The sequence below is a fragment of the Micromonospora globbae genome (genome assembly GCF_036184225.1).
In the GTDB taxonomy this organism is placed as follows: Bacteria; Actinomycetota; Actinomycetes; order Mycobacteriales; family Micromonosporaceae; genus Micromonospora; species Micromonospora globbae.
This window is the reverse complement of the sequence record NZ_CP108084.1, coordinates 6,117,136-6,141,145: the sequence shown is the minus strand read 5'-3', so window position 1 is coordinate 6,141,145 and position 24,010 is coordinate 6,117,136. Positions and strand designations below refer to the sequence as shown.

Sequence of the window (24,010 nt, the reverse complement as noted above, 5' to 3'; positions counted from 1 at the left end):
TCGGAACTCCCGCTGGCCACCGAGGGTGCCGGCTGTGCTAGCAGGGCGCGTCGGAATTACAGAGTAGGCGCTTGTGAAGACGTGCACAAATCGCGATCTTGTCAGCTCGCGACGCGGCTTCACCTGGCCCTCCATCCCACAAGATCGATCCGGCAGCCCCCGCCGGCGCCGCCTGGCGATTATTGCTCAATCCCGACTTCTCTGACCAATCGCGCGCCGTCGCCGTGTCCCTCCCACCCCGCGATCTTGCACTTCCTGCCCCGACATTCCGGGCGAGAGCCACGAAACGAGGGCCGAAACTGCAAGATCGGCGCGAGGAGGGGGTGGGGTAGGGACAGCCCTACGGCGGGGACGCCGGGCTGCGGGATGGGGTGGCGGGGCCGGCCCTGCCTAGCCTTTTGAGCATGACCGCCGTTCCCGCCACCGCAGACCAGCCGAGGCTCGCGCCGACCGTCTCCCGACAACTCCTGCTCGACTCCGGGTACGTGCTGCTCGGCTTCCCGCTGGCGCTGGCCAGCTTCGTCGTACTCGTGGTCGGCACGGCCCTCGGCGTCGGCCTCGTGGTGACCGTGATCGGCCTGCCGGTCCTCGCCGGCACCCTGTACGCCGCCCGGACCTTCGCCGACATCGAACGGCTCCGGCTCCCGACAGTGCTGCACCAGCCCCGGGTACGGCCGCGCTATCGGGCGACGGAGCCGGGCGCGAGCGCCTGGCGGCGCATCCTCGTCCCGATCGGGGACCCGCAGTCCTGGCTCGACCTCGCGCACGGCATCGTGAAGCTGGCCGTGTCGACCGCCACGTTCGTGGTGACCGTGAGCTGGTGGGCGGGTGCGATCGGCGGTCTCCTCTACTGGACGTACGACTGGGCGCTGCCCCGGGGAGAGGGCGACACCGACGCCGCGGAGCTGCTCGGCCTGGGGGACTCCACCCTGGCCCGGGTCGGTCTCTACACGGCCGCCGGGATCTTCTTCCTCATCACGCTGCCGATCGTGGTCCGCGGCTGCGCCCTGCTGCAGGCGCGCTTCGGCCGGGCGATGCTCACCGGGGTGGCCGAGATGCGCGACCGGATCACCGCGCTGGAGGAGCAGAAGCGGGCCGCCGTGTCCGCCGAGGCGGCCGCGTTGCGCCGGTTGGAGCGGGACATCCACGACGGCCCGCAGCAGCGGCTCGTCCGGCTGGCCATGGACCTGAGCCGGGCCCGGCAGCAGCTCGCGTCGGATCCGGACGCGGCCGGTCGCACGCTCGACGAGGCCGTCGCGCAGACCCGCGACACGCTGGCCGAACTGCGCGCCCTCTCGCGGGGGATCGCGCCGCCGATCCTCGTCGACCGCGGCCTGCCCAGCGCCCTGGCGGCGCTGGCCGGCCGGGGGCTGATCCCGATCGAGCTGCGGATCGACTCCGGCCTCGGCACCCCGGACGGCCGGCTCGACCCGGCGGTGGAGAGCACCGCGTACTTCGTCGTCGCGGAGGCGCTCACCAACGTGGCCAAGCACAGCCGGGCGACCGAGTGCCACGTGAGCGTGTCCCGCTCGGACCGGCGACTCATCGTGAGCGTGGGCGACGACGGGCAGGGCGGCGCACACGTCGCGAAGGGGCACGGGCTGGCCGGAATCGCCGACCGGGTCCGCGCCGCGGGCGGCGAGCTGATGGTGGTCAGCCCGCCCGGCGGACCCACCGAGATCCGCGCCGACCTGCCGCTGTGAGGATGTCCTGATGGACAACACCACCATGCGGGTCGTGATCGCCGACGACGCCGTCCTGCTCCGCGAAGGACTGGTACGGCTGCTCACCGAACACGGGCACGAGGTCGTGGCCGTGGTCGGCGACGGCGAGGCGCTTGTCGAGGCGGTGGTGGCCCACCGGCCGGACGTGTCGATCGTCGACGTGCGGATGCCGCCGTCGCACACCGACGAGGGGCTGCGGGCGGCCGTACGGGCCCGGCACCTGGTGCCGCGCAGCCCCGTCCTGGTCCTCTCCCAGTACGTCGAGGTGTCGTACGCCGACGACCTGCTCGCCACCACCGGCGGCGCCGGCGGTGGCGGCGTCGGCTACCTGCTCAAGGACCGGGTGGCCGCCATCGACGAGTTCCTGGACGCGCTGCGCCGCGTGGCGGCCGGCGGCACGGTGCTCGACCCCGAGGTGGTGGGCCAGCTCTTCGCCCGGCGCCGCCGGGACGACCCCCTGCGCGAGCTGACCCCGCGCGAGCGGGAGGTGCTCGGCCTCATGGCCGAGGGGCGCTCGAACACCGCGATCGCCCGCACCCTCGTGGTCAGCGACGGCGCCGTGGAGAAGCACGTCCGGAACATCTTCACGAAGCTCAACCTGCCGCCCGACACCGAGCAGCACCGCCGCGTCCTGGCCGTCCTGACCTACCTCCGCAACTGACCCCCGACCTGGTCCCGCCGGGCCTGACCCCGGGCCCGGGGGCCGGGGCCGGGCTTCAGGGCAGGGTGCGGGCCAGGGTTACGGCTTCGGTGAGGGTGTCGGCCACCGGGTGGCCGGAGGCGCGCAGCCGGGCCGGGTCGGTGAACCCGCCCGTGTAGAGCACCGCACGCGCTCCCACCGCCGTGGCGGCGTCCGCGTCGTCGATCGAGTCGCCGATCAGCACCACGGAGCCGCCGTCCACGCCCAGTTCGGCGAGGTGCTTCTGGAGCGACTCCGCCTTGCGGTCGCCGCCGACCGTGCCGCGCAGCCCGTCCACCCGCCGGAAGTGCCCGGTCAGGCCGAAGCGGTGCACCGCCGGCACCAGTTCGTCGTGGAACCACATGGAGAGCAGCGACTGGTCACCGGGCCAGGCCCGCATCGCCGTCCGCGCGTCGGCCGCCAGCTCGCAGGTGGTCAGCCCGCTGCGGTACGCGTCGTGGAAGATCCGGTCCAACTGGCCGAACTGCTCCGCGTCGACCGCCCGGCCGAGCACGTCGGCGTAGTACTCGGCGACCGGCCGGCGGAACCGCACCCGGTGCTCGTCCTCGGTCACGGTGGGGCCACCGACGCTGGTGAACGCGGCGTTCGTGCAGGCCACCACGAGGCTGAGGTCGTTCAGCAGGGTGCCGTTCCAGTCCCACACCAGGTGGGTGCGTGCAGGGCTCATGCCGCCGAAGGCTACCCGTCCGGCGCTCACAGCTGGGGCGTGGTGAGGTCGCGCAGCAGCCGCTCCTCCTCGACCCGCCAGTAGCCGTGCTCCCGGCCGTCGAGCAGGACGACCGGCAGCCGGTCGCCGTAGTCGCGCTCCAGTTCGATGTTGCCGGTGACGTCCCACTCGACCCACCGGTCGCCGGTGACCGCCACCACCCGCTCCAGGGCGGCACGGGCCTCGTCGCAGAGGTGGCAGCCGGGCCGGGTGATCAGGGTGAGCCGGGCGTCACTGGCCATCGGGCACCTCCGTACGCGGGTCGGCCGGGGCCGACGGGTGGTGGACCGGCGCCGCCTGCGCCGGCACCGGCGGGGCCGGGGCCGTCGGGGCGGTCGCCGACCGGAGCTGTGTCTTACGGACCTTACCGATCACCGAGTGCGGCAGGGCGTCGACGAACTCGACGCCGGTCGGGCACTTGAACCGGGCCAGGTTCCGCGCGCAGTGGTCGAGCAGTTCCTCGGCGGTCGGCGCCGCCCCGGGCGCCCGCACCACGTACGCCCGGACAGTCTCGCCGGTACGCGGGTGCGGCACACCGAGTACCGCCGACTCGACCACCCCGGGATGGGCGTCGAGCACCGACTCGACCTCGTGCGGGTAGACGTTGAAGCCGTTGACCAGGATCAACTCGCCGAGCCGGTCGACCAGGAACAGGTCGCCGTCCTCGTCGGCGTACGCGACGTCGCCGGTCGGCCACCACCCGTCGGCGTCCGGGCCGCCCCGCCCGTCGGGCCAGTAGCCGGCGAAGACGTTCGGGCCGCGGACGACGATCTGGCCCGGATCGGTGCCCGGCGCGGCGTCGACGAGGTCCGGCCCGTCGGGGTCGTCCTCCGGCACGGCCGTGCCGTCGCGCCACAGGTCGGTGCCGTCTGCGCCCACCAGGCGCAGCTCGACGCCGGGCAGCGGCCGGCCGATCGAACCGGTCTTCGGCACCCCACCGACCAGGGTGGAGGTGAGCACCGGGGCCGTCTCGGTGAGGCCGTAGCCGACGTGCACCGGGCGCCCGGTGACCGCGGTGAAGCGGGCCGCCACGGCGGGGTCCAGCGGCGCGGCCCCGCAGACCACCGCGCGGACCGACGCCGTCGCCGCGGCGAGGGTGTCGCCGTCCGCCGTGGACCAGCTCAGGACCATCGACGGTACGCCGACCAGCACGGTGACCCGGTGCCGCGCGACCTCGTCGAGCGCGGTGTCCGGGCCGAGGTCGTCCACGAGCACGCCGGTGGCGCCGTGGTGGATCACCGCGCCGAGCCCGGCGTTGAGCCCGTACGCGTGGAACAGCGGCAGGGCCAGCAGGACGACGTCGTCGGCCCCGACGACCGGCGGCTCGATCCGGCCGACCTGGTCGAGGTTCGCCAGCAGCGCGCCGTGCGTGAGCATCGCGCCCTTGGGTCGCCCCTCGGTGCCGGAGGTGTAGAGCAGCACGGCGAGGTCGTCGCCGCCGCGCGACGGGAAGGTGTCGGATCCACCGTCGGCGACCGGGGGACGCGTGTGCACGGCGGTGAGCGCCGGCAGCTCGGCGGCGACCGGGGCGACCAGGTCGCGGACCCGCTCGGTGGCGATCAGCACCGACGCGCCCGAGTCGGCGAGCACGTGGCGCAGTTCCGGGGTGGTGAGGCCGGGGTTGACGGGCACCACCACGAGGCCCGCGCGCAGGGCGGCCAGGTAGCTGACGACGAAGTCGGGCGTGTTGGGCAGCGCGACGGCCACCCGGGCGGGGTGCCCGGTCCGGTCGGGTACGGCGGCGGCGAGCGCCCGGGCCACGGCGGTAACGGAGGCGTCCAGTTCGGACCAGCGGACCGTCGAGTCCCGCCAGTGCAGCACGGGCCGGTCGCCGTGGACGGTGGCCGCCCGGCGCAGCCGGTCGGCGAGGTTCGGCGCGGGGCTGCTCGCTGCGTCCTGCACGGTGGCTGAGTCTGGCACAGCGGCGGTCGGTCGGCCATGCCCGGACGCGCGGCCGCGGCACACCGTCCGCCCGTCCCGCGGTCCCGTCGGCGGGACGCCTCCCTGTGCCGTGGACGCGCCAGCTGCGTCCCGTCGACGGGACGCGCGACACGCCGGGAGCCGGCACGCGGATCGTGTGTCAACTAGCTGACCAAATGGGTCGGACGGTGGCCGGCGAAGCGGGCTTGAGCAGGTCTTCCACTCCGGACCATGGCAACCGGCCAAAGTCAACCGCACACGACGGACAACCGGTCCGCCATCTGTGCGACACGGCGGGAAATACTTCGGCCCTGTGTAACGGACTTGCCACGCGCGGGTGACGTTGGCCCTATCATCACTCGGGTCGGCTCACCCCATTTGCCGTGAGTCGACACCCCTCAGCCCGAGGAGGCCCCCGTGCCCGTCAGCGCATTGGACCAGCACCTCAAGGGGAACTGCCGCCCGCCGGCACACCCCGCATCCGCTCTGCCCTCCCGCGGTGCACCCGCCGGGCGCGCGGCGCGACCGGCACGGCCGACGGCCGGCGGGACGGGGGTGGCGCGATGACGACCTTCGGCTACACGGAGCGGCCGCTCGGCCTGACCGGCCCGGCGCGGAACACCGTGAACGAGCGGGCCACGCCCGTCCAGGGTGGCCACGACGACAACGGCGCCCTGGCCGTCCGGGGTGAGAGCACGGCGAAACGGATCCGCAACCGGCCCCACCACAACGAGGCGCCGGCCCGCCCGGCCGTGCCCGGCGGCAACGCCAAGCCGGCCGGCGGGCGGGTCGCGGCACCCGCCCGGCCCACCATGCCCGCGCAGAGCCGGCGGGTCGACGACACGCCCGCGACGACCGACCCGTCCGCGGGCGAGACAGCGGTGCTGCCGGCCGTGCCGGCGGCCGCCGCACCCGCCGGGAGCGGGAGCACCACCGGCTTCCCGAGCCGTCCCGACCCGTCCGACCCGGCGACCGAGGTCTGGGCGCTGGTCGAACGCGCCCAGGCCGGGGAGGCCGAGGCGTTCGGTCTGATCTACGACCGGTACGTCGACACCGTCTTCCGCTTCGTCTACTTCCGCGTCGGCAACCGCCAACTGGCCGAGGACCTCACCTCTGACACGTTCCTGCGCGCGCTCAAACGCATCGGCAGCTTCACCTGGCAGGGGCGTGACCTCGGCGCCTGGCTCGTCACCATCGCCCGGAACCTGGTGGCCGACCACTTCAAGTCCGGCCGCTACCGTCTCGAGGTCACGACCGGCGACGTGCTCGACGCCGACCGCGAGGACCGCGGCCCGGAGGGGAGCCCGGAGGCGGCGGTCGTCGAGCACATCACCAACGTCGCCCTGCTCAGCGCCGTGAAGCAGCTGAACCCGGAGCAGCAGGAGTGCATCGTGCTCCGCTTCCTGCAGGGCTTCTCGGTGGCCGAGACGGCCCGTGCGATGGGCAAGAACGAGGGCGCGATCAAGGCGTTGCAGTACCGCGCGGTCCGGGCGCTGGCCCGGCTCCTGCCCGACGGCTTCCAACCGTAGTCCCGTCAGCGGGACCGCCGCGGGATCCGACGCGGGACCGCCACGGCACCGGCGGGGGACCCCCACCGGCACCGGCGCGGGAGCGCCACGGAACGGGCACGGAATCGGCGCGGAAGCGGGCCAGGAAGCGCATCGGGAACCGCCTGACACTCGCCGACGCGGCCACGGTCGCGGCACCCGTGACCCCATGGCCGCCACGTGACGTCGATCACTTTCTGTGATTTCCGCTCCGCCAGGCCCGTAACCCGTGCCCGGCGCGTTCCGTTTCTCCGGGTGCGACCGGTGGTTGCCCCGGTTCATCCCCCCGGGCCCCCGAGGTCGGCGGCACAGCGCCAACGACCTCACCTCCGCGGTGCCATGCTGCCGCCGGTCGTCGGCCACACGGCGGCCGACCGGCCGTGACCAGCGAGAGGAGGTGCCTGCGGTGGACGACATCCTCTTCTCCCGCCGGCGCGCCGAGCGCTTCGCGCAGCTTCTCGACGAGGCCAACGGCGGCCGGCGCCACCACACCCGGTCCCGGGTCGACGACCAGCTCGCCCCACTCGTGGCGGTCGGTCAGCGGCTCACCGCCGAACGCCCGACGGTCGAGGTCGACCCGAAGTTCCGCACCAGCCTGCGGGCCATGCTGGTCGCGACCGCGGAGCGGGAAGGCGTGGGCGTGCCGGCGACGGGCGCCGCGACCGAACCGGCCGGCGAACGCACCTCCGGCACCCGTTCCCTGCTGCCCGCGGTCACCGCCCGGCGGGCGCGCGCCCGAGGCGCGATCCTGATCGGCGTGGCGTCCGGCGCGATCGCCGTGTCCGGCATCTCGGCCGCGAGCGAGAACGCCGTGCCGGGCGACGCGCTCTACGGCATGAAGCGCTCGACGGAACGCGCCCAGCTCGCCCTGGCCAGCTCGGACATGAGCCGCGGCCAGCTCTTCCTCGACTTCGCGCGTACGCGGCTCGGCGAGGCCGCCGAGCTGCGGGGCGACCACGCCGGGTTCAGCGCCGTGCTCGACGACATGGACGCCGACACCCGCCAGGGCGTCCGGCTGCTCACCACCGCCGCCGTGCAGCGCTCCGACATGGCCGGCCTGGACGCCGTGAACGCGTTCGTCGACGGCCAGCGGCGCGCGGTGAGCGACCTGCTCGACGGCGCCGCCCGGGCCGACCGGGAGCGCACCCACCAGTCGCTGGCGCTGCTCGACACGGTCCGCGAACGCTCGGACGCCCTGCGCGCCGCCATCGGCTGCAACCTGCCCGCGCCGGTGGCGAGCGACGCCCTCGGCCCGGCGCCGACCGCCTGCCCCGGCGCCCGCTGACCGACGCAGCACAGTTCACCGCGCGGATGCCCGTCCGTCGGGTCGATGCGGCTACCCTCGCTGGAGGCGCACGCCGTACCGGTCGAGGGAGGGAGGTCGCGTGGCCCGCACCCGGAAGGTGACGGTCAGCACCGACGTCCACGGTCACACGGCCGGCTGGGCCGAGGCCGAGCCGGCTCCCGCCCCCGACCCGACCGCGGCGGCCTTCTTCGACGTCGACAACACGATGATGCAGGGCGCCTCGATCTACTGGTTCGCCCGTGGGCTCGCCGCCCGCAACTACTTCACGACGGCCGACCTGGCCCGCTTCGCCTGGCAGCAGCTCCGGTTCCGGTTGCTCGCCCGCGAGCACGCCGGGGACATGTCGCAGGCCAAGGAGGCGGCCCTCGCCTTCATCGAGGGCTGGCGGGTGGACGACGTGGAGCGGCTCGCCGAGGAGATCTTCGACGAGCTGATGGCGCCGCGCATCTGGGCCGGCACGCGCCGGCTCGCCCAGCGCCACCTGGACGCCGGGCAGCGGGTCTGGCTGGTGAGCGCCGCGCCCGTGGAGATCGGCCGGGTGATCGCCTCCCGGCTGGGTCTCACCGGCGCGATCGGCACGGTCGCGGAGATCGTCGACGGCGCGTACACCGGGCGGCTGGTCGGTGATCTCATGCACGGGCCGGCGAAGGCGGAGGCGGTGGCCCAGCTCGCCGCCGTCGAAGGGCTCGACCTGGCCCGCTGCACCGCGTACAGCGACTCGGCCAACGATCTGCCCCTGCTCACCACGGTCGGCCGGGCGGTCGCCGTGAACCCCGACGGGACGCTGCTGCGGCGTGCCCGGGAGCACGGGTGGGAGGTCCGCGACTTCCGGACCGGCCGGCGGGCGGTGCGGATCGCCGTGCCGTCCACGGCCGCGGCCGGCGTCCTCGTCGGTGCGGTCAGCGCCGGTCTCGCGTTGCACCGCCGCCGCCGCGTCGGCTGACCTCGGGCCGCACCGGCCGGACGCGCACCGCCCGGCCCGGTCACGGGCCGAACGGGTCCGGGCGCCGTTCGAGCAGCTTGTGCAGGGTCTGCTGGATGGTCTCGCGGACCTGGTCGGCGAGGTTGAAGACCACCAGCGGATCGTCCGCCGAGTCGGTCAGGTGCGCCGTCGGGATCGGCGGGCAGAACTCGATCAACCACTTGCTCGGCAGCGGGATCATCCCCAGCGGACCGAGCCACGGAAAGGTCGGGGTGACCGGGAAGTACGGCAGCTTGAGCAGCCGGGCGAGAGGCTTGATGTCGGCGAGCATCGGGTAGATCTCCTCGCCCCCGACGATGGCCACGGGCACGATGGGGGTGCCGGTGCGCAGCGCCGCCGAGACGAACCCGCCCCGGCCGAAGCGTTGCAGCTTGTAGCGGTCGGAGTAGAGCTTGCCGACGCCCTTGAAGCCCTCCGGGAAGACCCCGACCAGTTCACCGGCGCGCAGCAGCCGCTCGGCATCCGGGTTGCAGGCCACCGTGCCGCCCGACTTGCGCGCCAGCTCGGAGACCACCGGCATCCGGAACACCAGGTCGGCGCCGAGCAGGCGGAGGAAGCGGTGTGCGGGGTGGTGGTCGTGCAGGGCGGTCGCGAGGATCAGCGCGTCGAGCGCCACCGTGCCGGAGTGGTTGCCCACCACGAGGCCCGCGCCGTCGGCGGGGACGTGCTCGACGCCGGTCACCTCGGTGCGGAACCAGTCCCGGTAGAGCACGCGCAGCGGCGGGTGGAGGACGGCCTTGGTCAGCTCCGGGTCGAAGCCGAACTCGTCGACCTCGTAGTCACCGGACAGCCGCCGGCGCAGGAACGCCAGCGCGCCGGCCACCTTCCGGTCCCAGGGATCTCCCGGCCGGTCGGCCACCGCCGGTCCGTTCCGCCCCGGAGTCTCCGGGCGCGCGCCCGCCGGCCCGGCGTCGTCCGCGCGCCCGGCGCGTCGCGGCGCCTCCGTGCGTGGTGCCTCCGGCCCCGCCGACCTCCCCGCGGTCCCCGACCGTCCCTGGGCCTCCGACTTCCCCGGAAACCCCCCTGAAGACTCCGGCCCGGCGGGCGGGCTCGCGGGTCGGTGGCCGTTGCGCCGCGCCGGCTCCGCGTCCGGGTCGGGCGCCGCCGGCGGTACGCCGAACCGGCCCCGCGCCCCGGCGTCGTCGCGCTCCTGACCCGTCACGACCCCTCCCGGACGGCCGCCCGCACCTGCCGGATCCCGTCCAGCACGAGCCGCTCGGCGGCGGCCAACTGGTCGCGGGTCACCACCACCCCACCGTGGTGGGCACGGATGAAGTCGTCGAAGGCCGCGGCCGTCGACCGCGGGGTGAAGCCGTACTCCTGCTCCAACCGGGTGGTGTCCACGACCCGGCCGTGCACGAAGAGGTCGACCTGGTCCAGGCCGTACCGGCCGAAGCCGAGGGTGCGGGCGAGCGCGGCGGCGCCGGAGAGGCCGGGTTCCAGCACCGGCACGGCCACCCGACCGGCCCGGCGGATGGCCTGGGTGAGGGAGAGCACGCCCGGACCGGCCACGTTGTAGGTGCCGGGATGGTCCTCGACGACCGAGCGGTGCAGCACCTCGAGCGCGTCGTCGAAGTGCAGGAACTGGAGCCGAGGATCGCGGCCCAGGACGGTCGGCACCACCGGCTGGGAGAAGTAGCGCGTCAACGTGGTGTCGGCGGTGGAGCCGATGAAGGGCGCGAAGCGCAGCACGGTCGCGGTGACGTCGGGCCGGCGGCGGCGGAAGCCGCGGACGTACCCCTCGATGTCGAGGATGTCGCGGCCGAACCCGCCGCGCGGCACCTCGCGCGGCTCGGTCTCCTCGGTGAAGACCGCCGGGTCCCGGAAGGACGCTCCGTACGCGGCCGTGGAGGAGCGGACCACGAGCTTGCGCAGCCGCGGCGCCCGCTGGCAGGCGGCGAGCAGCTGCATCGTGCCGATGACGTTCTGTTCCTTCATGGCCGACCGGCCGCCCTGCTGCCGGTCCGGCGCGGTGATCAGCGCGAGGTGCACCACCGCGTCGACGTCGAGGTCGGCCAGGAGGCCGCCGAGGGACTCGAAGTCGACGCGGATCCGCTCCACGCCGTCGAGCAGGTCGGCGAACTCGCCGGGCGACTCGGGCGGATCGATGCCGATGACCCGCTCGATCCGGGGGTCGGCGGCGAGCCGGGCCGCCACGTGGGCGCCGAGGTAGCGGCCCACCCCGGTCACGACGACGACCCCCGGAGCACCGGGGGTGCCACCGGGGGTCATCTTCCGCACCTTCCCCGGCAGGCGGGATCGAGCCGGGACATCCACGGCCTGATCACCTGAGCCTCCGAGGGTCGACAGAGGGCATGTGACGGCGTTGCCGGGCCGCGGGCCCGGCAACGGTCACTTGCCGAGACGGCGACGCTGGACGCGGGTCTTGCGCAGCAGCTTGCGGTGCTTCTTCTTAGCCATGCGCTTGCGGCGCTTCTTGACCACCGAGCCCATACGACAGCCTTTCGATGCAACGTGCGGGGCGGACCGGCTGCCACCACCACGCGGGTGGGCGTCGGCGACCGCTTGCGGACAACGGACCGGACCAGCTCGGGCGGTAGGGCGCACCGGGGTGCGGTCACGGTCGGGGTCCAGGGTAGCGGGAGAGCGTCAGCAGGACCAACGCGACCCCGGCGTCGAGGCTTCGCGGACGTGGCGCGCGCCCGCCGGCGACTCACTCCTCGTGCCCGCCGTGCCCGGGGCTTCCGGGCGGCCGCGGGCGGCCCGGTGGTTCAGGCGGTCTCCTGAAAGGCGCCCCGCAGATACTCGTGCACCGCGTGTTCCGGAACCCGGAACGACCGGCCGACCCGTACCGCGGTGAGTTCACCGCTGTGCACCAGGCGGTAGACCGTCATCTTCGACACCCGCATGACCGTCGCCACCTCGGCGACGGTGAGGAACTTGACCTCCGACAGCCGACCGTCGGACTGCGACCCGGCCATGGCTCACCCGACCCCATCCCATGCCCGGCGCGTGCCCACGCCGGCGGGATGCTCCCGCCCGGGCCGGCAACGCGCGTGTTACCAGTACGGTAGCGGTGCCGCTGTGACCGGCGCGATCCCTTCCTACAACTGATCATGATTCGGACCCGGGTTTCACCCGTCCTGACCTGGCGGTATGCGCCCTGCTGCGCCGCCCGTCCCGTTGCCGGGACCGAACGGCCCGCAACCGACCGGTCACCACGCGCGACCGTTCCGCGGGACCGGCCGGGAACCGGCGGGAGGGCGGAGGCACCCGGTGGCTCCGGCGGCGCCACCGGAGCCACCGGGCGGGCGCCCCGGGCCGCTTCCGGACGCGGAATCCCGAGGCTCCGCACTGGGAGCGGGCACCAGTGTCGCAGGTGCGCCGGGAGCGCCGGACACCGGTGGATCATGAATCTCCGGGGGCCGCGCCGACCGGGCGCGCCGGTCGGCCGTCAGGAGATCAGGGTGCGGACGTACGCCACGCACTGCTCGTGCAGCACGGACCAGGACTCGCCGAACACCTGGGCGGAGGCGCGTTCCACGGCCGTACGGTCGTGGACGACGGCGTCGAAGAAGGCGAGCAGCCGCTGCTCGCCGAAGCGGTCGACGAGGTGCCGGACGGCCAGGTAGCCGAGACCGTAGCTGCCGGCCACCCGCTCGGCCGGGGCGTCGTCGGCGGGGGCGAGTTCCTCCAGGCGGCCGTTCCAGCCACTCTGGATGAGCCGCCGCACCTGGCTCAGCCCCTCGTACCGGTTCGTCGCCTGGCCGTTGGCGGCGACGTACTCCGCCAGCCCCTCCACGAGCCACCAGGTGGTCTTGCCCGGGTAGCCCCCGTCGGGCAGCGAGGCCGCGTGGGTCAGCTCGTGCCGGAGCAGGTCGTCGATGCCGTCGTCGGTGGTGCCTTCCGCGTTGAGCACGATCTCGTGGTGGCCGCCGCCGACGGTCACCGCGTACCCGCCGGTCCAGGTCGGCCGGCCCCCGCCGTACCAGCGTTCCCACTCGGTGCGGCCGGCGTAGAAGATCCGGTAGCGGTCCGGCGGGGAACCGTCCAGCGTGTACCGGTCGGCGATCTTCGCGGCCGCCTCGGCCTGGGCCAGCAGGGCGGGCAGCCTCCCGCGCAACGCCGGCGTGGTGGCGACGAGCGTCCGCGCACCGGTCGCCGCGACCAGCTCGCTGATCTCCCACGGCCGGGTGCCGGTCTCGGCCGACTTGGACTCCTCGACGGCGACCAGTCGCGGCTGCTGCCCGTCCTCGCGCCAGCGGGTGCCGGCGAGCACCGGGCTCGGTCGGCAGCCGGGCGCCACGAAGCAGTACTGGTAGCGCACGAGCATCCGCCACTCGCCGGGACGGTCGGTGACCGGTGTGGGCAGCCCCGTCACCTCGGCCCGCCACGTGGTCACCCCCAGCGCCCGCAGGGCGGTGAACCGGCGGCGCAGGTCGGCGTGGGCGGCCGGGTCGGCCACGGCCAGGAATCCGGCCTGGTCGCCGGCGAGCAGCGCCGCGGACTGCCGTCTCAGCGCGTCGGCGATGCGCCCGGCGAGTTCGCGCTCGGCCCGGGTCGCGTCGTCGGCGGCCGTGGTGCCGGCGCGCTTCAGGACCGTCCGGGTGCCGCGCTCGCCGACCACACCGACCACCAGGACGGCCGGCACGCCGCAGCCCAGCAGCAGCAGTACGACCACCGTGAGCACCGTCCACACCGGTCGGACCCGGCGGGGCGCTGGCTCGTCGAGACCGTCCATCACCCGGCGAAGGGTAACGACCGGAAGCCCGTTCCGGCGAGACCGGTGCCGTCCGTTCCGGCGAGACCGGTGCCGGCGGGTCGGCCGCCGCGAGCCCGGCCGGGGCGGGTCAGGCGGGCCGCCCTCCGAGGCGGAGCAGGGTGACGGTCGCCGCCCAGACCACCACCAGCGCGACGCCGAGCAACGGTCGACCGAGCGACGCGAGCATGGCGCCGCCCGCCACGAACCAGGCGGCCTGGAAGGCGTGCTTGCCGGCGGCCGGCAGCACCACCCGCGCCTTGGGGGAACCGAAGACGCCCCAGAGCGCGGCGAGCACCACGGGCACGGCGACGGCGGCCAACAGCCGGATCGCCGGGCCGGCATCGCGGGCCCAGCCCCACCGGGCGCCCACGACCAGGACGGCCAGTTCGAGCAGGAAGAGCAGGAGGAGCCCGAGCGCGCGGATCACGACGGCCGCCCACCGGGCCAGGAACGCAGCGCGACGTCCAACGCCTCGATCAGGTGGTCGTAGGAGCGGCCGACGTCGCGGGGCAGGCCGAAACCGCCGGCCGCCTCCAGCGAGACGAACCCGTGCAGGGCGCTGCGGACTCCCCGGGCGGCGTCGACCGCGTCGTCGCCGGTGATGCCGTAGCCGTGCAGGATCGCGTAGATGGCCCCGACCGCCCGCTCCCCCGCCGTCACGTGCTCCGGGTCGGCCGGATCCGGCACCTGCTGTGTGGCGGGGTAGCGGCCGGGGTGCCGGAGCGCGTACGACCGGTAGGCGGCGGCGACGGCGCGCAGCGCGTCGGTCCCGGCGCGGCCGGCGGCGGCCGTCGTCAGCTCGGCGGCCAGTTCGGCGGTGGCCAGCGCCGAGACCTTCTGGGCGAGCGCGTCCGCGTTCCGGACGTGCTTGTAGAGGCTGGGCAGCGCCACGCCGAGCCGCGCGGCCAGCGCGGCGAGGGTGAGCCGCGGCCAGCCGACCTCGTCGGCCAGCCGGGCCGCCTCGCGTACGACGATCTGCTGGTTGAGCCCCGCCCTAGGCACCGGTGCACACCGCCAGGAACGCCGTCAGCTGCTCGGCCATGCGCGCCGGCTGGTCGGCGTGCGGGTAGTGGCCCGAATCCTCGATCATGCGGGCCTCGGCGGTGGCGAAGAGCCGCCGCGCCGCCCGCGCCTCGGCGCCCGGGTCGGGGAAGTCGGGGTCGCGGGTGCCCATGAGCACGAGGACCGGCTGCCGGACGTCGCGGGCCCGGGTGGTCCAGTGCGGCTCGACGGGCGCGTTCACGCCCCGCACCGCCGCCATGCGGCCGGGCTCGCGCAGCTTGGAGACCATCGCCCGGCGGAAGGCGGCGTCGTCGGCCGGACGGGTCACCGGGAACAGCGTCCGGTGGAACATCCCGAACAGACGCGGGCTGCGCAGCACCAGGGCCACGGCGGCCCGCATGAACGGGTTCATCCTGGGCGGGTTGACGAACGCGCCGACCAGCACGATCCCGGCGACCTGCGCGGGGGCGTCGGCGGCGGCGAAGGTGACCGCCGCGGCGCTCGACGAGTTGCCGACGAGGACCGCGGGACCGCCGTCGAGGGCCCGGACCACGGCCACCAGGTCGGCGCCCACCTCGGCCGGCGCGTACGTCGGCCAGCCGACGCTGGAGTCGCCGTGGCCCCGCACGTCCACCGAGGCCACCCGGTAGCCGGCCTCGACGAGCAGCGGGATCAGGTGCCGGTAGGACGCGCGGTTCTCGCCCATCCCGTGGGAGAGGACCACCAGCGGGCCTTCGCCGTGCACCTCGTACGCGATCCGTCCGCCCGGGCGCTCGACATAGCTAATATTCATAACGCAAAGGCTAATGTCATTAGCCAACGGCGTCAAGGGGTTGACCTCACCTCGGCTTCACCTCGCACGATCGGTGCATGTCGAACATCCGCACCGGCGTACCGCACCTGCGCATCGCCCGCCCGAGCCGCGACCTGGCCGCGGCCGAACGTTTCTGGGTCGGCGGTCTCACCCTCGACGTGCTCTGGCGCGCCACGGCCGCCGGACCGGGCGGGCACGACCTGCTGATGCTGGGCTGGCCGGACGCCCACTGGCACCTGGAGCTGGTGGCCGGCGACGTGCCCGACCCGACCCCCACCGCCGAGGACCTGCTGGTCCTCTACCTCGACGGCCCCGTCGACGAGGACCTGGTCCGGGAACTGGAACGGGCCGGCGGGACGAGGGTCTCCGCCGGCCCGTACTGGGACCGCTGGGGGGTGACGGTGCGCGATCCGGACGGCTACCGCCTGGTGCTCAGCACCCGGGCGTGGTCGAACCGCTGAACCCGCCCCGGGCTACTTCTTCGAGACCAGGGCGCGGGCGAAGAAGGCCAGGTTGGCCGGGCGCTCCGCGAGCCGGCGCATGAGGTAGCCGTACCACTGGTCGCCGTACGGGACGTACGTGCGCACCGTGTAGCCCTCGCTCACGAGCCGGGCCTGCTCCTCCGGGCGGATGCCGTACAGCATCTGGAACTCGAACCGGTCCGGCCCCCGGTCGAACCAGCGCGCCCGGTCCTCGCCGATGGCGATGAGCCGCGGGTCGTGCGTGGCCAGCATGGGGTAGCCGTCGCCGGACATCAGGATGTTCATGCACCGCACGTACGACTTGTCCACCTCGTGCGCCGACTGGTAGGCCACCGACTCCGGCTCCCGGTAGGCCCCCTTGCAGAGCCGCACGCGCGAGCCGGCCGTGGCGAGCTCGCGGCAGTCGGACTCGGTGCGCCGCAGGTACGCCTGGAGCACCGCGCCGGTCCCGGGGTGGTCCTTGCGCAGCTTGGCCAGGATGTCCAGCGTCGAGTCGGTGGTGGTGTGGTCCTCCATGTCCAGCGTCACCGTGGTGCCCGCCGCGTCCGCCGCCGCGCAGATCGCCCGCGCGTTGTCGTACGCGAGCTGCTCGTCGAACATCTGGCCGAGCGCGGAGAGCTTCACGCTCACCTCGGCCGCGGGGGTGAGGCCGGCCTCGTTCAGCAGCCGCAGGAGCCGCAGGTACTCGTCCCGGGTGGCGTTGGCCTGCTCGGGGGTGACGGTGTCCTCGCCGAGGAAGTCGAGGGTGACCGCGAGGCCGTCGGCGACGAGAGCGCGGGTCGCGCGCAACGCGTCGTCGGTCTGGGCGCCGGCCACGAACCGGCGCACGACGTCCCGCGTGTACGGGGCCGTCGCGACGAGCCGCTCGACCTGGGATGACCGGGAGGCGGCGAGGATGACGGAACGGAGCATGAGCCGAGCGTAACGCCCGCGCGGGCGCGCGCGCCGGGGGGCGGCCGGGGCCACGGTGGTGGCACCGATCGGTTACAACGATGCCGTGGAACGCAACCCCCGTCGCCGGCTGCGGTCGGCCTCCGTTCAGCTCGGCGCGCTCACGGCGCTCGCCCTCGCCCTCTCCGGCTGCAACCTGACCTCCGACGACGACGATGACGACTGCGCCCTCGGCCCGGAGGGCGGCGGCGACACGGTGGCGCTGGCCATGCGCGTACCCGCCCCGTCCGCCGAGCGGACCGGGTCGGACCCGGCGCCCGCGGCGGTGCCCGAGCGCGGCGGTTTCGGCACCCACCTCGCCTCCTGCGGCGGCTGACGTGCGCCGGGAGCGGGTGACCCCCCGCCCGGACTGGGACGCCACCATCCGGGAGCAGGGGCTGGTGTACGTCGACACGGAGCTGCCCGACGGCGGCGTCATGTCGTACTGGGACGAGTCCGCCGCGTACGCCTTCGAGCTGGACGAGGTGCTGCGGCTGGAGGAGGCGACCGAGGAGCTGCACCGCATGGCGGTGGCCGCCGCGGAGCACGTCGTGGCCCGCGGGCGGTACGCCGAGTTCGGCATCCCGGCCTGGGCGGCCGACGCGGTGGCGCGGTCCCTGCGGGAGCGGCCGCCGACCCTCTACGGCCGCTTCGACCTGTGGTACGACGGCAGCTGGCCGCCGAAGCTGCTGGAGTACAACGCCGACACGCCGACCGCGCTGGTCGAGGCGGCGATCGTCCAGTGGTACTGGCTGGAGCACACCCGGCCCGAGCTGGACCAGTGGAACAGCCTGCACGAGCGCCTGGTCGGCGCCTGGGCGAAGATCGGCGCGGGTCTGCACGACCGGCGGGTGCACGTGGTCTGGTCCAGCGAGGAGGAGACGGGCGAGGACCACATGACCGCCGGCTACCTGGCCGAGACGGCCCGTCAGGCCGGTCTGGACGTCGAGCTGCTGCCGATCCAGGAGATCGGCTGGGACGGGCGGCGTTTCGTCGACGCGGCGGACGCCCCGGTCACCACCTGCTTCAAGCTCTACCCCTGGGAGTGGATGCTCGCCGAACCGTACGGGCGGCTGGCGCTGGAACCGGGCACCCCCACCACCTGGATCGAGCCGGCCTGGAAGCTCCTGCTGTCGAACAAGGCGCTGCTCGCGGTGCTCTGGGAGCTGTACCCGGGCCACGACTACCTGCTCCCGGCGTACCTCGACACACCGCGCGGCATGTCCGAGTACGTGGCCAAGCCGCTGCTCGGCCGGGAGGGCGGTTCGGTGCGGATCGTCACACCCGCCGAGGAGATCGTCAATCCGGGCATCTACGGCGACGAGGGCTGGTGCTACCAGGAGTTCCGCCCGCTGCCGTCGTTCGACGGCAACCGGACGGTGCTGGGGAGCTGGATCGTCGACGGCGAGTCGGCCGGCGCGGGCCTCCGCGAGAGCACGAGCCTCATCACCGACGGGTACGCACGGTTCCTGCCGCACTACATCGACGCGCCGCGTCCCGGCTGAGTCGTCTACCGTTGGGGGCGTGAACTTCGACGCGTACGCCCGGACCGGGGTTGACCTCGTCAACGCCCGTCTGGACGACCTCGACGACCTGCGGGCACTCTTCCCCGACTCCAGCGCCTGGATGCGCGAGGAGGTCGCGGAACGGGACCTGGCGATCTTCCGGCGGGCGCAGAAGCGCCTGCGTGACGTCTTCGAGTACGGCACCTCGGGGCGGGACGCCGACGCGGTGGCCGAACTCAACGCGCTGCTCGAGGCGTACCCGGTGCAGCCCCGCATCTCGGGGCACGACTCCAGCGACTGGCACATGCACGTGACCAGCCGCGGCGCCTCGGTGAGCGCCGAGTACCTCGCTGGCGCCGTCTGGGGCCTCTCCGTCTGGCTCTGCGAGTACGGCAGTGCCCGGTTCGGGGTCTGCGCCGACGAACGCTGCGGCAACGTCTACCTGGACACGTCGTCCAACTGCTGCCGCCGGTTCTGCTCGGAGCGCTGCGCGACCCGCTCCCACGTGGCCGCGCACCGGGCGCGCAAGCGGGCCGCCATCGGCGAGCAGGCCACCGTGGCGGCCCGGCCGGCCGCCGCCGAGTCGCTCACCCCGGTCAGCTGAGTCGCCGTCGCGGCGTCCGGCGGAGACGTCGGGCGCCGCGACCGGCCGCGACGTCCGCTGCGGCACGGTGCGGGCGCCGGCGCCCGACGAGGCGCCGGCGCCGGGTGGTGTGCGCGTCAGGCGTCGACCGGCGACGGCGTGCTCAGGTGCTGGCGCGCGAAGTCCAGCGCGGCGCGCAGGTCGTTCTCGCGCACCTCACGGCTGCGCGCGCCCCGGGTCGACACCTCCACCGCGACCGACCCCGTGAAGCCCCGCCCGGCCAGCGACCGCAGCAGCTCCGCGCAGGGCTGGGTGCCCCGTCCGGGGACCAGGTGCTCGTCGCGCCCCTCACCCGTGCCGTCGCCGAGGTGCACGTGCGCGAGCGCGTCGCCCATCCGGTCGGCCATCGCCATGGCGTCGGTGTGCGACGCGGCGCAGTGCGACAGGTCGAGGGTGTAGGCGGGGTAGCCCGTCTCGGTCGGGTCCCAACCCGGGACGTACGGGACGAACTGCCGGCCGGCCATCCGCACCGGGTACATGTTCTCCACGGCGAAACGCAGGTCCGGGTGGCGGGTGGCGACGGCGTCGAGACCCTCGCGGAAGTTGCGGGCGTAGTCGCGCTGCCAGGTGAACGGCGGGTGCACCACCACCGTCGGCGCCTCCAGCGCCTCGGCGAGCTGCGCCGAGCGGCGCAGCCGCTCCCAGGGGTCGGGACTCCACACGCGCTGGGTGACCAGCAGGCAGGGGGCGTGCACGGAGAGCACGGGCACGCCGTAGTGCCGGGCCAGGCCGTCCAGCGCGCCCGCGTCCTGGCTCACCGCGTCCGTCCACACCATCACCTCGATCCCGTCGTAGCCGAGGGCCGCGGCCATCTGGAAGGCCGCCGCGGTCCGCTCCGGGAAGACCGAGGAGGTGGACAGGAGCACCGGGACTCGGGACGTCACTCCGCCAGGGTAGCCCGGACCCGCCCGCCGCATCGTGACGAGCGACCGCAAAGCGGTCGGACCACCACGCCGGCTCAGCCCGGTCCGAGCTGGTCGAGCCGGCGCAGGATCACCCCCTCACGCAGCGCCCAGGGGCAGATGCTCAGCTTGTCGACGTCCAACCGGCGCATGACCGTCTCCGCCACGATCGCGCCCGCGAGCAGCTGGTGCGCCCGGCCCACGCTGACCCCCTCCAGCTCGGCGAGCTGCCGGGGCGCGATGTGCCGGATGAAGCCGATCACCTGGCCCAGCCCGGTGCGGGTGAGGCTGCGCTTGGCCCACAGGCCCGCCCCCGAGGGGGCCGCCCCGGCCAGCCGGGCCAGGGTGCGGAACGTCTTCGAGGTGCCGACGGGCCGGTCCCAGCCCACGTCGACGATCTCCTTGACCACCGGGTCGAGCAGTCCGTCCACGTACTCCCGCAGCTCCTCGACCGCCGCGGCCGGCGGCGGCCCGTCGTCGTCCGGCGTCACCCCCAGCCGCTCCCGCGTGAGCCGGCCCGCGCCGAGCGGCAGCGAGACCGCGGCCGCCGGATCCTCGTCGATCCCCGCGGCCAGCTCCAGCGAGCCGCCGCCGATGTCCAGCACCAGCAGCCGCCCCGCCGACCAGCCGAACCACCGCCGCACCGCGAGGAACGTCATCCGTGCCTCGTCCGCGCCGGTGAGCACCTCCAGGCGTACGCCGGTCTCGTCCCGGACCCGGGCCAGCACCTCGGGCGCGTTGGTGGCGTCGCGCACCGCGGAGGTGGCGAACGCGATCAGGTCGTCGGTGTCCAGGCCGGCGGCCGCCGCCTTGGCCATGCTCACCGCCTTGACCAGGGCGTCGGCGCCCGCCGCGGTCAACGCGCCGTCCGGGCCGATCTGCTCGGCCAGCCGCAGCACCACCTTCTCCGAGTGCGCCGGCCACGGGTGTGCGCCGTGGTGCGCGTCCACCACCAGCAGGTGCACCGTGTTGGAACCGACGTCGAGGACCCCCAGTCGCATGCCTCGACCCTAGGGGCAACACGTTTCGCCGGCTCGCGGGCCGGCACGGTCCACCGGGCGTACGCTGGGCCGGGTGACGACGGAGCTCCGTGTACTGGTGGACGACCCGGGTGACCCGCGCAGCCGCGAGGTGCCCCTGGACTTTCCCCGGGAGTGGATCGAGTTCACCGACCCCGCCGACGACGACCACCTGATCCGGGCGGACCTCACCTGGCTGCTCTCCCGCTGGACCTGCGTCTTCGGACGCGGCTGTCACGGCATCATCGCCGGCCGCGCGGCCGAGGGGTGCTGCTCACACGGCGCGTTCTTCACCGACGCGGACGACGAGAAGCGGGTACGCGCCGCCGTCAAGCGGCTCACGCCGCAGACGTGGCAGCACTTCCGCCGGGGCTTCAAGAGCTGGACCGCGAACGACACGATCGACGGCAAGAACCCGGCGCGTCGGACCGCCACGCGCGACGCGGACGGTCCGTGCGTCTTCCTCAACGACGTCGACTTCGCGGGCGGCGGCGGGTGCGCCCTGCACGCGCAGGCGCTGCGCGACGGCGTGCACCCGCTGGAGTACAAGCCGGACGTCTGCTGGCAGCTGCCCATCCGCCGGGACCAGGAGTGGGTCAAGCGGGCGGACAACACGAAGGTGCTGGTGTCCACGCTGTCCGAGTTCGACCGGCGCGGCTGGGGCGCGGGCGGGCACGACCTGGACTGGTGGTGCACCTCCTCGACGGACGCCCACGTGGGCACCGAGCCGATGTACGTCTCCTACGGGCCGGAGCTGACCGCGCTCATCGGCGCGCCGGCGTACGCCAGGCTGGCCGAGCTGTGTGCGGCCCGTTCCCGTCAGGGCCTGGTCGCCCCGCACCCGGCCGACGCGTCCTGACGGGGCGGCCGGGGCGCGGGCGCCGCACCGGCGCGCCGGTGGGCGACGACCCGACCCGGCCGCCGGCGCTCGGCGCGGACGTCGCCGGCGGGGCCGGTCAGGGCTCGAACTTGTAGCCCAGGCCGCGCACCGTGACGATGTAGCGGGGCGCCGAGGGCTCCGGTTCGATCTTGGAGCGGAGACGCTTCACGTGGACGTCCAGGGTCTTCGTGTCGCCCACGTAGTCGGCGCCCCAGACCCGGTCGATGAGCTGCCCCCGGGTGAGCACCCGGCCGGCGTTGCGCAGCAGCAGCTCCAGCAGCTCGAACTCCTTCAGCGGCAGCTGCACGGGGGCGCCGTCGACGGTCACCACGTGCCGCTCGATGTCCATCCGCACGGGGCCGGCCGCCAGCGTGGGGGCGCCCGACTCGGTCGCCTCCGGGCTCTGCCGGCGCAGCACGGCCCGGATCCGGGCCACCAGCTCGCGCGGCGAGTACGGCTTCGTCACGTAGTCGTCGGCCCCGATCTCCAGGCCGACCACCTTGTCGATCTCGCTGTCCCGCGCGGTGACCATGATGATCGGCACGTGCGAGCGCTGACGGAGCTGGCGGCACACCTCCGTGCCGGACATCTCGGGCAGCATCAGGTCGAGCAGCACGATGTCGGCGCCCGTCCGGTCGAACTCGGTCAGGGCCGACGGACCCGTCGCGGCCACCGAGACCTCGAAGCCCTCCTTGCGGAGCATGTACGACAGGGCGTCGGAGAACGACTCCTCGTCCTCCACCACCAGAACGCGGCTCAACGGGGTTTCCTTTCCATTGCTGTCAGACCTGCCGAAGCTCGGCCGGACCGGGCTCGATCCCAGCCGCCGGCAGTGTCGTCAGGAGGTCTTCCGGGGGACGGGCGGGCAGCCGGAGGGTGAACGTCGATCCACCACCAAGAGTGCTCGACACGTCGACCCGTCCGCCATGGTTGCTCGCGATGTGTTTCACGATGGCCAGCCCCAGCCCGGTGCCGCCGGTCGCCCGGGAACGCGCCTGGTCGGCCCGGTAGAAGCGCTCGAAGATGCGGTCGACGTCGGAGGGGGCGATGCCGATGCCCTGGTCGGCGACCGCGATCTCGACGTACTCCTCGCCGCCGCGCGCGGTGATCCGTACCGTGGTGCCGTCGCCCGAGTAGTTCACGGCGTTCTCGACCAGGTTGGCCACGGCCGTGGCGAGTTGGCTGTCGCTGCCGTACACGGTGAGGCCGCGCTCGCCCTCGACCAGCACCTCGATGTCCCGTGCCGCCGCGGTGGTGCGGGTCCGGTCGACGACCTCGGCGATCACCCAGTCCACCGAGACCGGCTCGGGGGCCGGCTGCGGCTCGGCGCCCTGGAGCCGGGTCAGTTCGAGCAGTTCCTGCACGAGCCGGCCCAACCGGGTGGACTCGTGCTGGATGCGTTCGGCGAAGCGACGGGCCGCCACCATGTCCTCCGACAGGTCCGGCGCGGCGCCGGACGGCTCGGTGGCGTCCAGCAGCGCCTCGGCGAGCAGTTGGAGGGCGCCGATGGGCGTCTTCAGCTCGTGGCTGACGTTCGCCACGAAGTCACGCCGTACCCGGGTCAGCCGGTGCGACTCGGTCACGTCCGCCGCCTCGACGGCGATGTAGCCTCCGCCGACCCCCATGGCCCGCAGGTGCACGCCGAGCGGGTTGTCGCCGCCGGTGTCGCGGCCCCGGGGCAGGTCGAGCTCGACCTCGCGGCGGATGCCCGTCCGGCGGACCTGGCCGGCGAGCGTACGGATCAGCGGGTGCGGCGCGATCGAGCCCGGGCTGGCGCCGGTGCGCAGCAGACCCATGGCCCGGGCCGCGGGATTGACCAGCACCGGGACGTCGTCCGGGTCCAGCACCACGACACCGGCCCGGAGCGAGTCGATCGTGCGGCGGCCCAGCCCGACCTGTGGATCGTCGCCTATCGCCGGCCTCCCCGTGCTCACCCGGGAGCCAACGCTCCCCGTCGACCTGTCGCCTCGGCGCGGCGCCGACCGGAACCTGGCCAGGACCAGCCCGGCGACCACTCCGGCCACCAGCGCCACGGCCACCGCGACCGCCACCGCCCACTCCACCCGGCGATCGTAGGGTCATTGTTAACCTGGCTACCGCACACAACGGGATGAATCAGGCTCGCTTCCCGCAAAATTCACGTACGCGACCGGTGTCGTTCACCGGGGTTCATGTCGGGTCCGCCCGGGCCACCTACCGTGGGCGGCGCACCGCCCGACCCCCGG

Annotated in this window: 26 protein-coding genes and 1 pseudogene; 10 read left to right on the top strand and 17 right to left on the bottom strand. The window is 74.2% G+C overall.

All coding sequences use genetic code 11. The features are described from left to right. Positions 1-404 precede the first annotated feature (404 nt). A complete protein-coding gene (locus tag OG994_RS28065) occupies positions 405-1,703 on the top strand; it encodes a sensor histidine kinase (protein WP_120329701.1) in 1,299 nt (432 codons plus the stop codon). Positions 1,704-1,728: 25 nt separating this feature from the next. Next, the gene (locus tag OG994_RS28060) at positions 1,729-2,385 is read left to right on the top strand and encodes a LuxR C-terminal-related transcriptional regulator (protein ID WP_120329756.1); all 657 of its coding nucleotides are present in this window, start codon (positions 1,729-1,731) and stop codon (positions 2,383-2,385) included. Between the two features lie 55 nt (positions 2,386-2,440). Here the strand turns inward: OG994_RS28060 and OG994_RS28055 are convergent, their stop codons facing one another. From OG994_RS28055 to OG994_RS28045, 3 genes are read right to left on the bottom strand one after another with little or no spacing between them, the layout of a single operon-like run. Continuing rightward, on the bottom strand, positions 2,441-3,091 hold the full coding sequence (locus tag OG994_RS28055) for an HAD family hydrolase (protein ID WP_120329757.1): 651 nt from the start codon (positions 3,089-3,091) through the stop codon (positions 2,441-2,443). A gap of 26 nt (positions 3,092-3,117) precedes the next feature. Further along, complete coding sequence (locus tag OG994_RS28050) at positions 3,118-3,372, bottom strand: glutaredoxin family protein (protein WP_120329700.1); 255 nt, start codon at positions 3,370-3,372, stop codon at positions 3,118-3,120. Then, positions 3,362-5,032 carry an AMP-binding protein gene (locus OG994_RS28045; protein ID WP_328851500.1) on the bottom strand — a complete coding sequence of 557 codons (1,671 nt, stop codon included), beginning with the start codon at positions 5,030-5,032 and terminating at the stop codon, positions 3,362-3,364. The genes OG994_RS28050 and OG994_RS28045 overlap by 11 nt, the downstream gene beginning before the upstream one ends. Positions 5,033-5,613: 581 nt before the next feature. Between OG994_RS28045 and OG994_RS28040 the strand changes: the two genes are divergently transcribed. The 3 genes from OG994_RS28040 to OG994_RS28030 all read left to right on the top strand — a co-directional run bounded on the left by OG994_RS28040 (position 5,614) and on the right by OG994_RS28030 (position 8,846). Beyond that, positions 5,614-6,579: an ECF subfamily RNA polymerase sigma factor, BldN family gene (locus OG994_RS28040; RefSeq protein ID WP_328851499.1), complete on the top strand. Its 966-nt coding sequence runs from the start codon at positions 5,614-5,616 to the stop codon at positions 6,577-6,579. Positions 6,580-6,994: 415 nt separating this feature from the next. Further along, the gene (locus tag OG994_RS28035) at positions 6,995-7,882 is read left to right on the top strand and encodes a DUF5667 domain-containing protein (protein ID WP_328851498.1); all 888 of its coding nucleotides are present in this window, start codon (positions 6,995-6,997) and stop codon (positions 7,880-7,882) included. A 100-nt stretch (positions 7,883-7,982) separates the two neighbouring features. Next, on the top strand, positions 7,983-8,846 hold the full coding sequence (locus OG994_RS28030) for an HAD family hydrolase (RefSeq protein WP_120329696.1): 864 nt from the start codon (positions 7,983-7,985) through the stop codon (positions 8,844-8,846). A gap of 40 nt (positions 8,847-8,886) precedes the next feature. On the opposite strand, the gene OG994_RS28025 is transcribed toward OG994_RS28030, so the two are convergent. From OG994_RS28025 to OG994_RS27985, 9 genes and pseudogenes are all read right to left on the bottom strand, one after another. After that, positions 8,887-9,744 carry a lysophospholipid acyltransferase family protein gene (locus OG994_RS28025; protein WP_120329695.1) on the bottom strand — a complete coding sequence of 286 codons (858 nt, stop codon included), beginning with the start codon at positions 9,742-9,744 and terminating at the stop codon, positions 8,887-8,889. Between the two features lie 299 nt (positions 9,745-10,043). Beyond that, entirely contained in the window at positions 10,044-11,117 is a 1,074-nt protein-coding gene (locus OG994_RS28020) for an NAD-dependent epimerase/dehydratase family protein (protein ID WP_120329694.1), read from the bottom strand. Positions 11,118-11,237: 120 nt separating this feature from the next. Then, entirely contained in the window at positions 11,238-11,339 is a 102-nt protein-coding gene (locus OG994_RS28015) for a 30S ribosomal protein bS22 (RefSeq protein WP_007465623.1), read from the bottom strand. A 278-nt stretch (positions 11,340-11,617) separates the two neighbouring features. Further along, positions 11,618-11,827 (bottom strand): helix-turn-helix domain-containing protein, encoded by a 210-nt coding sequence (locus OG994_RS28010; protein WP_007465625.1) that lies wholly within the window; start codon positions 11,825-11,827, stop codon positions 11,618-11,620. Positions 11,828-12,061: 234 nt separating this feature from the next. After that, positions 12,062-12,259: pseudogene (locus tag OG994_RS28005) on the bottom strand (hypothetical protein); the annotation flags it as partial. A gap of 41 nt (positions 12,260-12,300) precedes the next feature. Then, on the bottom strand, positions 12,301-13,587 hold the full coding sequence (locus tag OG994_RS28000) for a hypothetical protein (protein ID WP_328853813.1): 1,287 nt from the start codon (positions 13,585-13,587) through the stop codon (positions 12,301-12,303). Positions 13,588-13,696: 109 nt separating this feature from the next. Beyond that, positions 13,697-14,035 carry a YrdB family protein gene (locus OG994_RS27995; RefSeq protein WP_328851497.1) on the bottom strand — a complete coding sequence of 113 codons (339 nt, stop codon included), beginning with the start codon at positions 14,033-14,035 and terminating at the stop codon, positions 13,697-13,699. Further along, positions 14,032-14,610, bottom strand: coding sequence for a TetR-like C-terminal domain-containing protein (locus OG994_RS27990; protein ID WP_120329691.1), 579 nt, complete (start codon positions 14,608-14,610; stop codon positions 14,032-14,034). The genes OG994_RS27995 and OG994_RS27990 overlap by 4 nt, the downstream gene beginning before the upstream one ends. Next, positions 14,603-15,403 (bottom strand): alpha/beta fold hydrolase, encoded by an 801-nt coding sequence (locus OG994_RS27985; RefSeq protein WP_328851496.1) that lies wholly within the window; start codon positions 15,401-15,403, stop codon positions 14,603-14,605. Before OG994_RS27985 ends, OG994_RS27990 begins: the two co-directional genes overlap by 8 nt. A gap of 77 nt (positions 15,404-15,480) precedes the next feature. Between OG994_RS27985 and OG994_RS27980 the strand changes: the two genes are divergently transcribed. Next, the gene (locus OG994_RS27980; RefSeq protein ID WP_328851495.1) at positions 15,481-15,885 is read left to right on the top strand and encodes a VOC family protein; all 405 of its coding nucleotides are present in this window, start codon (positions 15,481-15,483) and stop codon (positions 15,883-15,885) included. A gap of 12 nt (positions 15,886-15,897) precedes the next feature. On the opposite strand, the gene OG994_RS27975 is transcribed toward OG994_RS27980, so the two are convergent. Continuing rightward, a complete protein-coding gene (locus OG994_RS27975; protein WP_120329688.1) occupies positions 15,898-16,818 on the bottom strand; it encodes a proline dehydrogenase family protein in 921 nt (306 codons plus the stop codon). An 85-nt stretch (positions 16,819-16,903) separates the two neighbouring features. Here OG994_RS27975 and OG994_RS27970 point away from each other — a divergent pair, with 85 nt between their 5' ends. From OG994_RS27970 to OG994_RS27960, 3 genes are read left to right on the top strand one after another with little or no spacing between them, the layout of a single operon-like run. Then, positions 16,904-17,173 (top strand): hypothetical protein, encoded by a 270-nt coding sequence (locus OG994_RS27970; RefSeq protein ID WP_240033019.1) that lies wholly within the window; start codon positions 16,904-16,906, stop codon positions 17,171-17,173. Between the two features lies 1 nt (position 17,174). Continuing rightward, the gene (locus tag OG994_RS27965; RefSeq protein WP_328851494.1) at positions 17,175-18,341 is read left to right on the top strand and encodes a glutathionylspermidine synthase family protein; all 1,167 of its coding nucleotides are present in this window, start codon (positions 17,175-17,177) and stop codon (positions 18,339-18,341) included. Between the two features lie 19 nt (positions 18,342-18,360). Further along, on the top strand, positions 18,361-18,945 hold the full coding sequence (locus tag OG994_RS27960) for a CGNR zinc finger domain-containing protein (protein WP_120329686.1): 585 nt from the start codon (positions 18,361-18,363) through the stop codon (positions 18,943-18,945). A 116-nt stretch (positions 18,946-19,061) separates the two neighbouring features. On the opposite strand, the gene OG994_RS27955 is transcribed toward OG994_RS27960, so the two are convergent. Further along, positions 19,062-19,868 carry a sugar phosphate isomerase/epimerase family protein gene (locus OG994_RS27955; protein WP_328851493.1) on the bottom strand — a complete coding sequence of 269 codons (807 nt, stop codon included), beginning with the start codon at positions 19,866-19,868 and terminating at the stop codon, positions 19,062-19,064. 74 nt (positions 19,869-19,942) lie between these two features. Further along, a complete protein-coding gene (locus tag OG994_RS27950; RefSeq protein ID WP_328851492.1) occupies positions 19,943-20,887 on the bottom strand; it encodes a Ppx/GppA phosphatase family protein in 945 nt (314 codons plus the stop codon). Positions 20,888-20,960: 73 nt separating this feature from the next. On the opposite strand from OG994_RS27950, the gene OG994_RS27945 reads away from it, so the two are divergent. Then, complete coding sequence (locus OG994_RS27945; RefSeq protein WP_328851491.1) at positions 20,961-21,764, top strand: hypothetical protein; 804 nt, start codon at positions 20,961-20,963, stop codon at positions 21,762-21,764. 97 nt (positions 21,765-21,861) lie between these two features. Here OG994_RS27945 and OG994_RS27940 read toward each other — a convergent pair whose 3' ends face one another. Next, positions 21,862-22,545, bottom strand: coding sequence for a response regulator transcription factor (locus OG994_RS27940; RefSeq protein WP_120329682.1), 684 nt, complete (start codon positions 22,543-22,545; stop codon positions 21,862-21,864). A gap of 22 nt (positions 22,546-22,567) precedes the next feature. Further along, complete coding sequence (locus OG994_RS27935) at positions 22,568-23,848, bottom strand: sensor histidine kinase (protein WP_328851490.1); 1,281 nt, start codon at positions 23,846-23,848, stop codon at positions 22,568-22,570. Between the last annotated feature and the right edge of the window lie 162 nt (positions 23,849-24,010).